The organism is Roseiarcus fermentans (assembly GCF_003315135.1).
Lineage (GTDB): Bacteria > Pseudomonadota > Alphaproteobacteria > Rhizobiales > Beijerinckiaceae > Roseiarcus > Roseiarcus fermentans.
Genome location: NZ_QNRK01000001.1, coordinates 59,229 through 73,279 on the forward strand (window position 1 = coordinate 59,229; position 14,051 = coordinate 73,279).

The following is a 14,051-nucleotide window of genomic DNA, read 5'->3' on the forward strand; positions in this document are numbered from 1 at the left end:
CAGGCAGGCCCATGTCCAATACGATGGAAGCGGCGGTGCTTCACGCGCCAGGAGACCTGAGAATCGATCGCGTTCCGGTTCCAGGCGAGCTTGGACCCGAGGACGTTCTCGTCAAGGTGGTGGCGGCCGGCATATGCGGGTCCGATATCGGCCGCGTGATGACCACCGGCACTTACCATTTTCCGACCATCCCGGGCCACGAGTTCGCCGGCGTCGTCGTGGATGTCGGCCGTTCGGTGACCTCGGCCGCACTCGGCGGTCGTGTCGCCGTCGCGCCCCTCATGCCTTGCTTCGCCTGCGATTCCTGCGCCCGCGGTCACTATTCCCTGTGCGACTGCTACAACTTCCTCGGGTCGCGCAGCGATGGAGGCTTTGCTCAGTACGTCAAGGCGCCGGCTCGCAACCTCGTCCATGTGCCCGACTCGGTCGGACTTGATGAAGCCGCCACCGTGGAGTTCGCGGCGACCGTGCTGCACGGCGTGCAGAAGATCGACGTCAAGGCCGGCGATGCGGTTGCGGTGGTCGGCGTCGGCGCGCTCGGCTACTTCGCCGTTCGCTTCGCGAAACTGTCCGGAGCGAGCCCGGTCGTCGCGATCGACATCGACGAGAGCAAGCTCGCGCTCGCGCGCATCGCAGGCGCAGACGCTTGCGTCAACGCCGGCGACAAGGACGCCGTCGAGCAGGTTCGGGCGGCCGCCGGGGGGCTCGGAGCGGACGTCGTCATGGAAACCGCGGGCGCCAACGCCGGGCGCGCAATGGCGATATCGGTGGCGCGAAAGCTCGGCACGATCCTCGTTTTCGGATCGGCGCACAGCGCCGTGGTGCTGGAGCCCGAGTTGTTCGAACGAATCCTGCGTCACGAGCTGTCGGTCGTCGGCTCGTGGAATTCGTATTCCGTGCCGTTCCCGGGGCGCGAGTGGCGAGACATCATGCGCTTCATCGCCAGGGGCGAGCTGACCAGCAAGCCGCTGATCAGCCACGTGCTGTCGCTCGGCGAGGCGCCCGAGACGTTCCGCAGGCTGCAGACCGGCGATCTCGGCCCCTACAACAAGATTCTGTTCGCGCCGAACGGCGTCGAGGACCTGTGTCGCTGACGCCCTTCGACTTAGGACAACCTGAAGAACCGGACCATGACCTATACCCCCGCCCGTCAAAGAACCCTGTACTTCATCGGCGTGACGACCAGCCAGTCGTCGATCATGAAGGTGTTCCCGCGCTGGTCGGAAGCGCTCGGCCTCGACGCGGTCATCAAGGGCATTGATTTCACGCCCAACGACGATCCGGCTCGCTATCGCGAGGCGGTCGCTTTCATCAAGGCGGACCCGCTCTCGATGGGCGCGCTGGTGACGACCCACAAGGTGAACCTTCTCAAGGCGTCGCGTGATCTTTTCGACGACCTGGACCCTTATGCGCAGACGCTGGGCGAGATCAGCGGCGTCTCGAAGCGCGGCGGGCGGCTCTGGGGACACGCCAAGGACCCGATCACCGTCGGCTGTTCGCTCGAGGCGATCGTCGAGGACGGCTACTGGCGGCGCACCGGGGCCGAGATGATCATCCTGGGCGCCGGCGGCTCGTCGATGGCGTTGACGCTTTTCCTGCACAACAAGGCCATCCGCGGCGGCGATACGCCGGGCCGGATCACCGTCACCGCGCGACGCGAGCAAAGCCTGGCGGAGATCCGCGAGGCGCATCGCCGCATCGGCTTCGCCATCCCGGTCGCCTACGCCGTCACGCCGGAGCCGACGGACGCCGACCGATTGGTTGCGGCGCTCCCGAAAGGATCCATGGTCGTCAACGCGACCGGCCTCGGCAAGGACCGGCCCGGTTCGCCCCTGACCGACGCCGTCGCGTTCCCCGGGGACGGGATCGCGTGGGAGTTCAATTATCGCGGCGAATTGATCTTCCTCGACCAGGCGCGCGCCGCGCGAGCGCGGGCGAACCTGCGGGTCGAGGACGGCTGGGTCTACTTCATCCACGGCTGGACCCGCGTCATCGCCGAAGTCTTCGACACCCCGATCGCCGTCGCCGGCCCCAAGTTCGATCGACTGAGCCAGATCGCGCTCTCCGCAACCAAAGGACCCTGAAACATGTTCGACATCGCCAACGTCAACTCGACCCTCGTCGATTTCGATCCGGTGTCTGGACTCTCGCGAACCCGCAAGTCTCTGGTCAGGCGTCTCTCGCACATGAAGGCGATCTTTCACGATCGCGCCGCCGTCGATCGCACGCTGCAAGGCGAAGATCCGGTCATCTATGAATTCTACGACATGGGGATGCCGGAAACGTCGGGCGACGTCGCCTTCGGCACGAGCATCGCTTATCCCGGCAAGATCGGCGACGAGTATCATATGACGAAGGGACATTTTCACACCGTGCTCGACACCGCGGAGGTGTACTACTGTCTGCAGGGTCACGGCCTGATGATGATGGAGAGCCCCGAGGGCGCGGTCGAAGTCCAGGAGTTGCGCAAGGGAATGGCCGTGTATGTTCCGGGCCGCTACGCGCATCGCAGCATCAACATCTCCGCTGAAGACCCTTTGGTCACCTTCTTCGCCTTTCCCGGTCACGCCGGCCATGACTACGGGACGATCGAGACCAAGGGTTTCCGCAAGCTCGTGGTGGAAAGGGGCGGAGCGCCGGCGCTGATCGACAACCCGCTCTGGATCAAGTGAGCCGACCTCGGATGGCCGGGCGAATCGCGATTACGCCGCGATCGATCTCCGAAGGGGGACATCCGGCGCTGACCGTGCTTTCGCAACGGGGCTACGACCTCGTCTTTCCCGCGCCGGGCCGGCAGCCGACGGAAGACGACCTCTTGCGGACGATCCCGGCCTGCGTCGGCTATCTCGCCGGCGTCGAGCCGATCTCCCGTGCGGTGATCTCGGCAAGCCCGATGCTGCGGGTGATCAGCCGCAACGGAACCGGCACGGACTCGATCGACGTGGTGGCGGCGCGGGAACGGGGTGTCGCGATCGAGAGGGCGACAGGCGCCAACGCGCGCGGCGTCGCCGAGCTGGCGCTGGCGCTCATGCTCGACGGCCTTCGCCAGGTCACCTGGTCGAGCGAGACGCTGAAGTCAGGTCGCTGGAGCCGGCGCAAGGGCCGCGAATGCCGGGGCCGCACGGTCGGGATCGTCGGCTGCGGCGCGATCGGACGGACGTTTGCGAGCTTGTGTCAGGCGCTCGAGATGACGGTGATCGGGCACGACCCGCACTTCGACGGCAGCGGCGAGACCCTTTCGTTCCCGCTGGCGCCGCTCGACCGCCTGCTGGCGGCGTCGGACGTGGTGAGCCTGCACTGTCCCGCGACGGAGACGCCGGTTCTGGACGCCGGCGCGATCGCTCGACTGCGACGCGGCGCGATGGTGGTGAACACGGCCCGCGCCCAGCTCGTCGACGGCGCCGCGATGCTGTCGGCCCTCGAGAGCGGACAGGTGTTCGCCTTCGCCACCGACGTGTTCGAGCAGGAGCCGCCGGAAATGAGCGAGCTGCTGCGGCACCCGAGCGTCATTCTGACGCCCCACGCCGGCGGCCTCACCGACGAGAGCGTCGAGCGCGCGACGATGATCGCGGTCGACAACCTGCTTCGGCGACTGGAAGACCCCGGCGACGGCGAACGGCGCGGTTAGTCTCGGGGCCGTCGAGCGCACGAGCCTCGCCGAGGATGCCCATCAGCCCCGGGCGCCGGCGATCGACGCCGGCGACGTGGCGGAAATCGCCTCCGGCGCTCCCGTCGCCGCTTTGCCCGCGGCGCAGGAAGAGGGGAAGCGCGACACCGCCGGCCGGGGTGTGTTTCTCGGCTACGCATTCCTCGGCCGCGGGTCGCCGACGGTCTCCCACTCCGGAAATCGCGTGCCGTTCGCCGGTCTGGCGGAGCGACCGCTCCGCCTCGGCGTCGATGGCGCTCTGCTGCCGGTCCGCCGCCCATGGCGCGCCCGGCGATTTCTCGCTCGCCGCGGCTGTGGCGCTCTGCCGCGAGGCCCGGATTGCGCACGGGATCGCGCGCCATGTCGGCTTTCGCCGAGAGCGCCATCGCCCTCGCCGAAGCCGCCGGGAGCCTCGCCCGGCAGCGCGACGGAGCGCAGGTTCGCTTCGTCGCGACAGATCTTCGCGACATCATGCGCAAGACCCGAGCGGCCGCGCGCCGGGAGGCGGTCAGGCGGTCAGGCGGTCAGGTAGAGATAGGCGAGGTTGCAGACGATCATCGTCATCGCCGACCAGAACAGGAACTCCATCGGCCACTTCACGATCCGGACGCGGTCGTTGACGATCTTCGCGACCAGCATGATCGCCACGGCGGTCAGGCTCGCGGGCCAGGTCTGGAGATCGCCGGCCATCGCGGTGCAGCCGCCCAGCATGGCCAGGATGATGCCCAGCAAGACGAACCAAGAGGATTTTCCGCTCATGTCAGCTCCGGCGGCGCTTGGTGAAGGACGCCTGCGCCAGCGTCCGTCCGGTTTCCTTGTCGAACAGGTAGAGATGGTCCGGCGCGAAACGGACATGGATCGGATCGCGGACCGGCGTCGGGAAGGTCGCGGCCCTGTCGGCGGCGATTCGCGCCTGAACGAAGCGCCCCGAGACATCGACGGTGAACAGGTCCTCGGCGCCCAGCGGCTCGATCGCATAGAGTTTGCCGGGGATCGTGTCCGCCGCCGCCGCGATCGCCACATCGACATGTTCGGGCCGCACGCCGAGCGCCAGGTCGCGGCCTATGTTGGCGCGCACGACCGTTTCGTCGATCCAGCCCGGCGGCGCGGCGACGGCGACGCCCCGGCCCGCCAGGGTCACGACGCCATCCCGCAGCTCGAGCGTGACGTCGAGCGTATTGAGGTGGGGTTCGCCGACGAAACTCGCGACAAACAGGTTGACCGGGCGATCGAAGATCTCCTGCGGCGTCGCGAACTGCTGCACGACGCCGCCCTCCATGACCATGATGCGGTCCGCCATCGACATGGCCTCGAGCTGGTCGTGCGACACGAATACGGTCGTCACCCCCAGCTGCTTCTGAAGATGGCGCAACTCCGCCCGCATGTGCGCACGCAGCTTCGCGTCCAGATGCGAGATCGGCTCGTCCATCAGGAAGACGTCGGCGTCCCGGACGAGCATGCGGCCGATGGCCACCCGCTGCGACTGTCCCGCCGACAACTGGCCCGGCATGCGCGTGAGCACGTCGTCGATCTGGAGGGTTCGTGCGACCTCGCGAACCCGCTTGCGAATCTCGGTTCCGGAGACCCTCCTCACTCTGAGCGGGTAGGCGAGGTTCTCGAAGACCGACAGATGGCCGTAGAGGACGTTCTGCTGGAACACCATGCCGACGTTGCGGTGGCGAGGATGCAGATAGGTCACGTCCCGTCCGCCAATCGAGATCTGTCCGCCCGTCGGCATCAGCAGCCCGGACAGCATCCGCAGGGTCGTCGTCTTGCCGCAGCCCGACGGACCCAGGAAGAACACGAATTCCCCGTCGCCGATGGCGAAGTCGATCGCCTTCACCGCGTTCATCGCGCCGAATGTCTTTCCGAGCTTGTCGACTGAGACTGCGCCCATGGTCGGGCCTCCCTTTTCCGCTCAGCGCACCATCCCCATGGACAGTCCGCGCACGAATTGCTTTTGAACAAACACGACGAACAGGAGGATCGGGCCGGCGATGATGACGGCGGCCGCGCCGAGCAGGTCGAAGGAGACTTCGGTCGAGACGGTGAAGGTGACGACGGAAGGCGGCAGCGTCCGGGTGTTCGTCCCGGTCAGGAAGAGCGCGAAGGCGTATTCGTTCCAGGACAGAATGAGGACGAAGATCGAGGCGGCGGTGATCGAGGGGCGCATCAGCGGCAGCACGACCTTGCGAAAGGCGCCGAGCCAGGTGTCGCCGTCGACCAGCGCGACTTCCTCGAATTCTCGTGGAATGTCCTCGAAGTACCCCTTGAGCATCCAGACCACGAAGGGGAGCTGCATGGCGGTGTAGAGAAAGATGATGCCGACGAACGTATCCAGTAGCCCGAACGTCTGAAAGATCATGAAGATCGGCAGGATCACCGCCACCGCCGGCATCATCCGGTTGGTCAGGATCCAGAACGACACGTCCTCTTTGCCCGGGAACGAGAAGCGTGCCAGGGCGTAAGCGCAAAACGTGCCGATCGTGACGGAGAAGAAGGTCGACGCGACGGCAATGATGATGCTGTGCGCCATGAAGGTCAGCATCCCGAACTGGCGGACGATGACGCCGAACGCGTTGAAGCTCGGCTTGAAGAATATCTCCGGCGGCATGACCTGCGTTTGCGTCTTGGTCATGAACGCCGTCATCACCACCCACAGCACGGGAATGACGGCGATCATGAACACCGTGACCAGGATCATGTGGACCCACCAGTTGTTTTCGACCGGCGCGGACTTGGGCGAGACGATCACTCTCTTCGACTCGGTCATTGTCATCGCTCCAGGAGAGGGTCAGTCTTGGTGAAGATCTGAATGAAGACGAAGCTCATCACCAGGATGATCACGAACATGATCAGCGAAAGCGCCGCGGCGCGGGACGCGTCGAACGCGATGAAGCCGAGATTCGTCAACCAGACGTTGAAGGTCTGCGTCGCGTTGCCCGGGCCGCCCTGCGTCAGGATTGCGATCGTGTCATAGGTCCTGAAGGCGTCCATTGTTCGAATGATGAGCGCGATCAGAATGCTTTGCTTGAGAAGAGGCAGGGTGATCGTTCGAAAGACCCGGAAGCGACTGGCCCCGTCGATGTCCGCCGCTTCATAGGGCTCGTTCGGGAGCGAGGAGAGCCCGGCATGGAGGATCAGGAACATGAACGGCGTCCATTGCCAGACGTCGACGAAGATCAGCGTCGCCAGCGCCGTCTGCGGCGAGGACAGAAACGGCACGGGGGGAAGGCCAAAAATCGCGGCCACTTGCGTGGTAAAATAGGTAACCAGGCCCGAATGAGGATAAAGCAGGTATTTCCAGATCAATCCGACCACCACCGGCGGAATGACCATCGGAATCAAGATGCCGAGACGATAGACGGATTTGCCGACGATCGTTCGCTTGAACAGGAGCGCCAGTCCAAGTCCCGCCCAGAATTCTACGAAGACCGCCGAAATCGTGAATGTCGCGGTAATCTTTAGCGAATTGAGAAAGTCCGGATCGGTAACGAGGTCCTGATATTGCTGTAGACCCATGAACACACGCGGCAAATACGGCTTCGAGAGCACGATATTGGTGCTGGCGAGATAGAGCGAATAGCCGAAGGGAAACAGGCCGACCGCCAGCAGGATCGCCAGCGTCGGCCCCATCAGAAGCCACGGAAAGAATGACCGATGCTGGATTCCGACAATTGTTTTCATGGTCGGGCGCAATGCTGTGAGAGGATCCGCGCGAGACGACCCGGCGACGCCGGGGAGGAGACGGCCGCCGTCGAAGTCGCCTCGGCGCGGAACGGGTCCAGGGGCGAGGACCGCCGCGTGGAGTTTCTGATTTTCCTTAGGTCCAGTCGGCCGGCGCTCGGTCGTAGTAGCTCAGATCGCGCCAGTTCTGTTTCGGGTTCTTGGCCCCTTTGGCATAGTATCCACCCTTCTTCAGAAGCTTGGTGAAGCTTTTCTCCATCGCCTCCAACGCCTGTTCCGGCGTCATTTCGTTGAGCCAGGCCTTGTTGCCGTAGAGACCCAGGATTTCATTGGAGAATTCGCCCCACTCGGGAATCCGGATACGTTCGTCCGGGTCGGCGAACTTGAGCATCAAGGGATAGAGGTCCGCGTTCCATTTCATCGCGGCCTGGATGTCCTTGTTCTGATATTGAGAATGACGCACGAGCCCGCCGCCCTTGAGGCCGGATTGCTCCATCGCCTTTCGACCCGTCGCCCATTGGATGAACGTCCAGGCGGCTTCCTTCTGCCTGGAATCGGTCGAGATCGAGAGGCCCCAGGAGCCGAAGAACGGGTCCAGGCGGCCGTAGGGACCGATCGGGTGGTGCAGATAGGCGCTCCTGCCCTTGATCGGCATGCCGTCGGCTTCGAACGCGTCGGCGATGAAGCTCGTGTAATGGATGCCGCCGGCGGCTTTGCTCTGCTGATAGGTCGAAACGACTTCTCCGTAGCCGAAGTTTCCGTCGTTCCTGGGCGTGAATTCGCGCAGCGAGAGATACCACTTGAGCGCAGCGAGATTCTCCGGACTGGCGATCGTCACGTTCCAGTCGCGGTCGACGAATTCATTGCCGATGGTTTCCGGCCGTTGCCAGGCGTACAGCAGTGGCGTCAAGGTCCAGCCCCAGAACCATTTTTGCGGTTGGGTTACATAACCCGCCACGCCTTTGTCCGGATCGTGCAGGGCCTTGATGGCGTCGTACATCGCCGTATGAGTCCATTTGCCGTCGAACCGCTCGGGAACGGCAATGCCCTTGGCTTGCATCCAGTCCTTGCGGAACTCGACCCCGACGCTTCCGGCGTCGAACGGAATGTTGTACAATGTGTCGTTGTAGACGCCGGTCCCGGAATAGATTCTCGGCACAAAGTCGTTGACGTCAAAATCTTCCGTCGTCAGGTCCTTGTTCTTTACGTATTTTGCGACCGGCTCGAGATATCCGGCGGAGGCATATTCGGCGAGCCACATCACGTCCGTCGTGAACAGATCGAAGCGACCGGTCTTCTTGCTCATTTCAAGAAGCGTCTTTTCCCGGGTCTGGTCGAAAGGCGCGAACTCGATATTGACCTTGATGCCGTACTCCTTTGTGAATTCTGGAATCTGGTCCCAGAGGTGGTTGTGGTGGGCGAACTGGACGGCGAGCATGTTCACGGTCGCTCCCTCCAGCTTCGCCTGCGCCGCGGACTTGGCGCGCGCGATATACGGCGCCGCGATCACGGCGGACGACAGAAGCATCGTCGCTTGTCGACGGGTGAATTTGACTGGCATCGCGTTTTCTCCCTCACAGATCGTCTTTGGGTGTTTTTACCGACGCCCCGATCAGGCGCCGAGAACCGCCAGTCGTCCGCTTTCGCGCGACAGACTGGGATGAATCGCGGCGCGTCCGGATTCGCGGTCGAACAGGTGGAGCCGGCGGGTATCGACCCTGATGCGCACGGGGTCGTTGATCCTGAAGGCCCTGTTGGGCAGGGCGTCCTGATTCGCCTGCACGCGGATGACGGTTTGACCGACAGAGACGTCGAACACGGTCGCCGAACCGAGCGTTTCGACGGCGTAGATCGTTCCGCCGATCCCGCTTTCCCTCTCGTCCCCGTCCTCGGCGCCGTTCCCGGCGATGGCGAGATGTTGCGGCCTCAAACCGATCTCGAAGGCTTTCGGCGTCCGGGCCACGGCGGAGAGGGCCGCCGCGTGTTCGGCGCAGAGCGGCAGAGAGAAACCGTCTCCCGCCGCAGCGATCTTGCCGCCGTCCGCACGCACCTCGCACGCGAGGAAATTCATCGCCGGCTCGCCGACGAACCCCGCGACGAAGCGATTGGCGGGCCGCTGGAAGATCTCGCGCGGCGCGCCGATCTGTTGAATCGCCCCGTGATCGACGACGATGATCCGGTCGGCCATGGTCATCGCTTCGAGTTGATCGTGGGACACGTAGAGAATGGTGGCGGCGAATTCGCTTTGGAGTTTCTTGAATTCGAGCCGCATGTGAGAGCGCAGCTTGGCGTCGAGATGCGAAATCGGCTCATCCATCAGGTAGAGGCCGGCGTCGCGCACGAGCATGCGTCCGATCGCCACGCGCTGCTGCTGACCGCCCGAAAGTTGACGAGGCGCGCGATCGAGGAGTTCCCCGATGCGAAGAATCTCCGCCACGCGCTTCACCCGCGCGTCCAACTCGGCGCCCGGCGTCCGTCTCAATCGGAGCGGATAGGCCATGTTCTCGTAGGCGCTCAGATGCGGGTAGAGCGAATTCCGGTCGTAGACCATCGCCACGTTGCGGTCGCGCGGCGCGGCCCAGGTCATGTCGCGGCCGTCGATCAGGACGCGGCCGTCGGAGGGTTGTTCGAGACCCGCGATCATCCTCAAGGTGGTGGTCTTCCCCGCGCCCGAAGGGCCGAGCAGGAAGACGAACTCGCGATCGGCGACGGCGAAGCTGAGGCCGTCGACGGCGCGGACCGACGCGCCGAAGATCTTGGTGACTGCATCGACCTCGAGACGCGCCATGACCCTTGATCCTCCTAAGGCCCGGGATGGCCCGCGGTTCCCGCCCGCCGCTGGTTTTCGAATTTGGTTTCGTCGGCGAAGGGACCGTAGAAACAAATTTTTTTCTTGTCAAGAGAGAGAGAATTGATTTTTATTGGAGCGCTCCGGGCCTGGACCCGTGCGGGAGGATGAGACATGGATCTCGAGTTGAACGGAAAGCGCGCCCTGGTCAGCGCGTCGTCGGGCGGAATCGGCGAGGCGATCGCGGCCTCCCTGGCCCGGGAAGGCGCCGTGGCGATCGTCAACGGCAGAAATGCGCAAGGCGTCGACCAGGCGATCGCGCGAATTCGGACGCGCGTTCCGGCTGCGCGCCTCGAGCCGCTCGTCGCCGATCTTTCAGAAGAGTCCGGCTGCGACGCCGCCATCCGGGCGTTTCCGGCGGTCGACGTTCTGGTCAACAACCTCGGAATCTACGAGCCGAGCGATTTCTTCGCCACGACCGACGCCCAGTGGCGCCGGCTGTTCGAGGTCAACGTGATGAGCGGCGTTCGTCTGTCGCGGCGCCATCTCAAAGGCATGATCGACCGCAACGACGGACGCGTGGTGTTCGTGGCGAGCGAGTCCGGCGTCAACCCGGCGCCGGAAATGGCGCACTATTCGGCGACCAAGACGATGCAGATGAGCGTGTCGCGCAATCTGGCCGAGCTGACCCGGGGCACGAACGTCACCGTCAACGTCGTCCTGCCGGGACCGACCAACACCGAAGGCGTGGGCGCTTTCATCGCCAATCTCTATCCCGACCTGCCGCGCGCCGAGGCGCACCGCAAGTTCATGCGCGAGAACCGTCCGACCTCGCTGATCCAGCGCCTGTCCGAACCCGACGAGATCGCTGATTTCGTCGCCTTTCTGGCGAGCCGCCGCGCCGGCGCAATCAACGGCGCGGCGTTGAGGGTCGACGGCGGGATGATTCGCTCCGTCTTCTGACCCCGGCGGCCGGCGCCTCGGGGCCCGCAGCTACCAGGGGCGAGCGGCATGGGCCGCCGCGGCGAGTTCCGCCCGCATGAAGGCGAGCGCTTCGCGCGCGGTCGCCTCCGCATCGCTCCACTGACAACGCCACAGCGCGATCGCGCCGGCGAGGCCGGGGCCCAGTCGCGCGTTCGAGAAACTCTCCACCGTGACGCCGCCCGTGTAGCCGGCGCGCGCGAGGGCGCCGAAAAAGGCCTTGAAGTCGAACCCACCGGCCCCCAGCGTCCCGCGCGTATTGTCGGCGACGTGCGCATAGCCGAGGAGATCCGCGTTCCGGGCGATCGCGCCCGCGATGTCGGTTTCCTCGATGTTCATATGGAAGGTGTCCATGTGAACAAAGAGGTTCCTGGCGCCGATCGAGCGAATGAGCGCCCCCGCTTCGTCGAGCGTGTTGACGAGATACGATTCGTAGCGGTTGACGGCTTCGAGGCCGAGTTTCAGACCCTTGCCGCCGGCATAGCCGTCGAGTCGGGCGAGGGCGGATCGGACCTGGTTCTTCTGCGCCTCGCTCGGCGGCGCCGAATAGCGATTGAACGCGGCGTAGGCGATTCCGCTGACGCACGGCGCGCCGATCTCCTCGGCGATGTCGAGACACCGCCGGACCGTCGCCTCGCCTCGCCTCGCGACCGCCGGATCCAGGCTCGAAATGTCGGAATCGACCCCGAGCGCCATTCCGAGCGCGATGGCGATCCCCGCGTCCCTTGCGAGCCGCCTGGTCATGGCGACGTCGATCGTCGCCGGATCGAAGATCAGGACTTCGATCGCGTCGAAGCCGACCCGCGCCGCGCAGTCGATCGCCGCCTTGGCCGACGCGGCCGTCCAGGCGTCGGTGAAGAGGAGGCTGTGAACGCCGAGCGTGTTGGTCATGGCGCGAATCCTCTCCCATCAGGGCCCTAGAAGGCGGAGCGAATGACGCCGCCCTCGCAGCGCTGGGCGGCGCCGTTCATCGCCGGATTGGCGGCGAGCGCGACGACGGCGCGGCCGTGGACGGCTGGATCGATGAGACATTGAATCAGCGACGACGGTTCGTTGTCGCGGAAGTAGCCGGCGACGACCTGTTCGGTCGTCCTTCCCGACTGCGCGGCCATCCCGGCCATGTAGTTGAGCACGGACTGCGTCGCGGTCGGACCGGGAAGGAAGGCGTTGACTCGGACCTTCGTCCCTTTCGTGCATTCGGCGAGGGCGCGCGCCAGACCCTGTTGGGCCGACTTGGTCATGGAATAGTGAGCCATCCAGGGAATGCTCTTGATCGCGGCGTCGGAAGAAATGAAGACGATCGATCCCGAGTTGCGCGCGAGCATGGTCTTCAGGACGGCGCGGCTCATGCGGACGCCGGTCATGACGTTGACGTCGAAAAACTCCAGCCAGCGCTCGTCGGTGATCTCGAAGAAATCCATCGATTCGAAGATCCCGATGTTGTTGATGAGGAACTCGATCGGGCCGAAGGTTTCGGCGAACGCCGTCAGACGATCGACGTCCGCCGGGCGGGTCAGGTCGGCCACGATCCCGTGGGCCCTGGGTCCGAGTTCGCGCGTCGCCGCCTCGAGCTTTTCGCGATCCCGGCCGTTGATCACGACCACGGCGCCTTCATCGTGGAAGGCCTGGGCGATCGCCTTGCCGATGCCGGAAGCGCCGCCGGTCACCGCGACGACCTTGCCCTCCAAGCCGTAATCCATTGTGCGATCTCCTGAACTTCGCGCCTGCGGGCGGCGCCGGCGGGCAATCACGGCAAATTATATTTTCTGACATTTCTTTTGCAACGAATTTTTTTCTGCCTATGGTCGATCTTGCGCCGAGCTCCGGGCCGTCGAGCCCCGTCGCTGGGCGCCGGGGTCCGTGAGCCATCCTGTTTCGGGGTATTTCGCATGACCGAGCCGCTCGACCCCAAGGCGTCCGCGTCCCCTGAGCCGGGCGCCTCGGCGCTGGCGAAGAAGAAACGCGCGCCGCGTTCGCACAAGGCCGACGAACAGCCCGAAAGCGTGATTGCACGCATTCGCTGGTCGCGCCCCTACCTCAATCCGGCGTTGCGCCGGATCGCCGAATACATCCTCAAGAACCCCGAGCAGGTGAAGTCGATCTCGATCAAGGACCTCGCGCTGTTGTGCCAGGTTTCGGAATCGACGATCACGCGCTTCGTCCGCGACGTAAACGTTGTCAATTTCCAACAGCTCAAGATCCGCATTGCGGAGGAATTGTCCAAGAGCTCCACGACCCCGGTCGCTGACATGGAGCGGCGCCATGTTTATGAAGACATATCGCCCACGGACGACACGTCGCTCGTCGTCGACAAGATTTCGGGTCGCTATATCAAGACGATATCCGACACGATGAACGGCCTCAACACGAGGGAGGTCGAGCGCGCGGTCGATGCGATCAACGCTTGCGATTTCATCGTCTTTTTCGCGCTGGGCTCATCGAATCTCGCCGCCGAGAACGCCATCATGCGGTTCATGCGGGTGGGAAAGACCTGCCAGTTCTTCCATGATTTCACCTTGCGACAGATCTCCGCGACGACGCTCAACGAGCGTTCGCTCGCGATCGGGATCAGCAACTCGGGGCGAACCATCACCACGACCAATGCGCTCAAGGAAGCCAAGGCGCGCGGCGCGACCACGATCTGCATCACGTCGTTTCCCGAATCGCCGATCGTGTCCTATGCGGACATCAAACTGTTCACGCCGACGGTGAACGCGGCGCTCGGATCGGCGGACTACCACGAGTCCATGGTTTCGAAGATCGCCCAGTTGCACGTGATCGACGTTCTGTATTCATGCTTCGCGGTGCGCAATTACGATAAGTCCATCGACGCGCTCGAGAGGTCCGAGGTCTACGCCACCAGTACGCGCGAATAGCGCACGGCGCGCGAGCGCGGACGAAAGCCTCACGCGGCGCGGAGCGCTCGGAGGCTGGCGTTGCGGTCCCGTG

General features: G+C 64.4%; 14 protein-coding genes. 6 read left to right on the forward strand and 8 right to left on the reverse strand.

Features of this window, described 5'->3' with window-relative positions; all coding sequences use genetic code 11:
• Positions 1 to 11 precede the first annotated feature (11 nt).
• The 4 genes from DFR50_RS00295 to DFR50_RS00310 are packed head-to-tail and all read left to right on the forward strand — an operon-like array spanning position 12 to position 3,628.
• A complete protein-coding gene (locus DFR50_RS00295) occupies positions 12 to 1,094 on the forward strand; it encodes a galactitol-1-phosphate 5-dehydrogenase (protein WP_245427216.1) in 1,083 nt (360 codons plus the stop codon).
• Between the two features lie 36 nt (positions 1,095 to 1,130).
• Positions 1,131 to 2,084 carry a shikimate dehydrogenase family protein gene (locus DFR50_RS00300; protein ID WP_113887193.1) on the forward strand — a complete coding sequence of 318 codons (954 nt, stop codon included), beginning with the start codon at positions 1,131 to 1,133 and terminating at the stop codon, positions 2,082 to 2,084.
• Between the two features lie 3 nt (positions 2,085 to 2,087).
• Positions 2,088 to 2,672 (forward strand): glucose-6-phosphate isomerase family protein, encoded by a 585-nt coding sequence (locus DFR50_RS00305; RefSeq protein ID WP_210208769.1) that lies wholly within the window; start codon positions 2,088 to 2,090, stop codon positions 2,670 to 2,672.
• An 11-nt stretch (positions 2,673 to 2,683) separates the two neighbouring features.
• Positions 2,684 to 3,628 (forward strand): phosphoglycerate dehydrogenase, encoded by a 945-nt coding sequence (locus tag DFR50_RS00310; protein WP_113887194.1) that lies wholly within the window; start codon positions 2,684 to 2,686, stop codon positions 3,626 to 3,628.
• Positions 3,629 to 4,162: 534 nt separating this feature from the next.
• Here the strand turns inward: DFR50_RS00310 and DFR50_RS00315 are convergent.
• The 6 genes from DFR50_RS00315 to DFR50_RS00340 form a co-directional block, all read right to left on the reverse strand.
• Complete coding sequence (locus DFR50_RS00315) at positions 4,163 to 4,405, reverse strand: hypothetical protein (protein WP_113887195.1); 243 nt, start codon at positions 4,403 to 4,405, stop codon at positions 4,163 to 4,165.
• A 1-nt stretch (position 4,406) separates the two neighbouring features.
• Positions 4,407 to 5,543: an ABC transporter ATP-binding protein gene (locus DFR50_RS00320; protein WP_113887196.1), complete on the reverse strand. Its 1,137-nt coding sequence runs from the start codon at positions 5,541 to 5,543 to the stop codon at positions 4,407 to 4,409.
• A gap of 21 nt (positions 5,544 to 5,564) precedes the next feature.
• A complete protein-coding gene (locus DFR50_RS00325; protein ID WP_113887197.1) occupies positions 5,565 to 6,419 on the reverse strand; it encodes a carbohydrate ABC transporter permease in 855 nt (284 codons plus the stop codon).
• Positions 6,420 to 6,421: 2 nt separating this feature from the next.
• Positions 6,422 to 7,333: a carbohydrate ABC transporter permease gene (locus DFR50_RS00330; RefSeq protein WP_113887198.1), complete on the reverse strand. Its 912-nt coding sequence runs from the start codon at positions 7,331 to 7,333 to the stop codon at positions 6,422 to 6,424.
• A gap of 136 nt (positions 7,334 to 7,469) precedes the next feature.
• Positions 7,470 to 8,894, reverse strand: coding sequence for an ABC transporter substrate-binding protein (locus tag DFR50_RS00335; RefSeq protein ID WP_113887199.1), 1,425 nt, complete (start codon positions 8,892 to 8,894; stop codon positions 7,470 to 7,472).
• Positions 8,895 to 8,945: 51 nt separating this feature from the next.
• The gene (locus DFR50_RS00340) at positions 8,946 to 10,121 is read right to left on the reverse strand and encodes an ABC transporter ATP-binding protein (RefSeq protein ID WP_113887200.1); all 1,176 of its coding nucleotides are present in this window, start codon (positions 10,119 to 10,121) and stop codon (positions 8,946 to 8,948) included.
• A 174-nt stretch (positions 10,122 to 10,295) separates the two neighbouring features.
• On the opposite strand from DFR50_RS00340, the gene DFR50_RS00345 reads away from it, so the two are divergent.
• Entirely contained in the window at positions 10,296 to 11,084 is a 789-nt protein-coding gene (locus DFR50_RS00345; protein WP_113887201.1) for an SDR family NAD(P)-dependent oxidoreductase, read from the forward strand.
• A 30-nt stretch (positions 11,085 to 11,114) separates the two neighbouring features.
• Here DFR50_RS00345 and DFR50_RS00350 read toward each other — a convergent pair whose 3' ends face one another.
• Together DFR50_RS00350 and DFR50_RS00355 are read right to left on the reverse strand one after the other, a co-directional pair.
• A complete protein-coding gene (locus tag DFR50_RS00350) occupies positions 11,115 to 11,993 on the reverse strand; it encodes a sugar phosphate isomerase/epimerase family protein (RefSeq protein WP_113887202.1) in 879 nt (292 codons plus the stop codon).
• Between the two features lie 26 nt (positions 11,994 to 12,019).
• The gene (locus DFR50_RS00355; protein WP_113887203.1) at positions 12,020 to 12,802 is read right to left on the reverse strand and encodes an SDR family NAD(P)-dependent oxidoreductase; all 783 of its coding nucleotides are present in this window, start codon (positions 12,800 to 12,802) and stop codon (positions 12,020 to 12,022) included.
• A gap of 189 nt (positions 12,803 to 12,991) precedes the next feature.
• On the opposite strand from DFR50_RS00355, the gene DFR50_RS00360 reads away from it, so the two are divergent.
• On the forward strand, positions 12,992 to 13,978 hold the full coding sequence (locus DFR50_RS00360; protein ID WP_113887204.1) for a MurR/RpiR family transcriptional regulator: 987 nt from the start codon (positions 12,992 to 12,994) through the stop codon (positions 13,976 to 13,978).
• Positions 13,979 to 14,051: the final 73 nt, after the last annotated feature.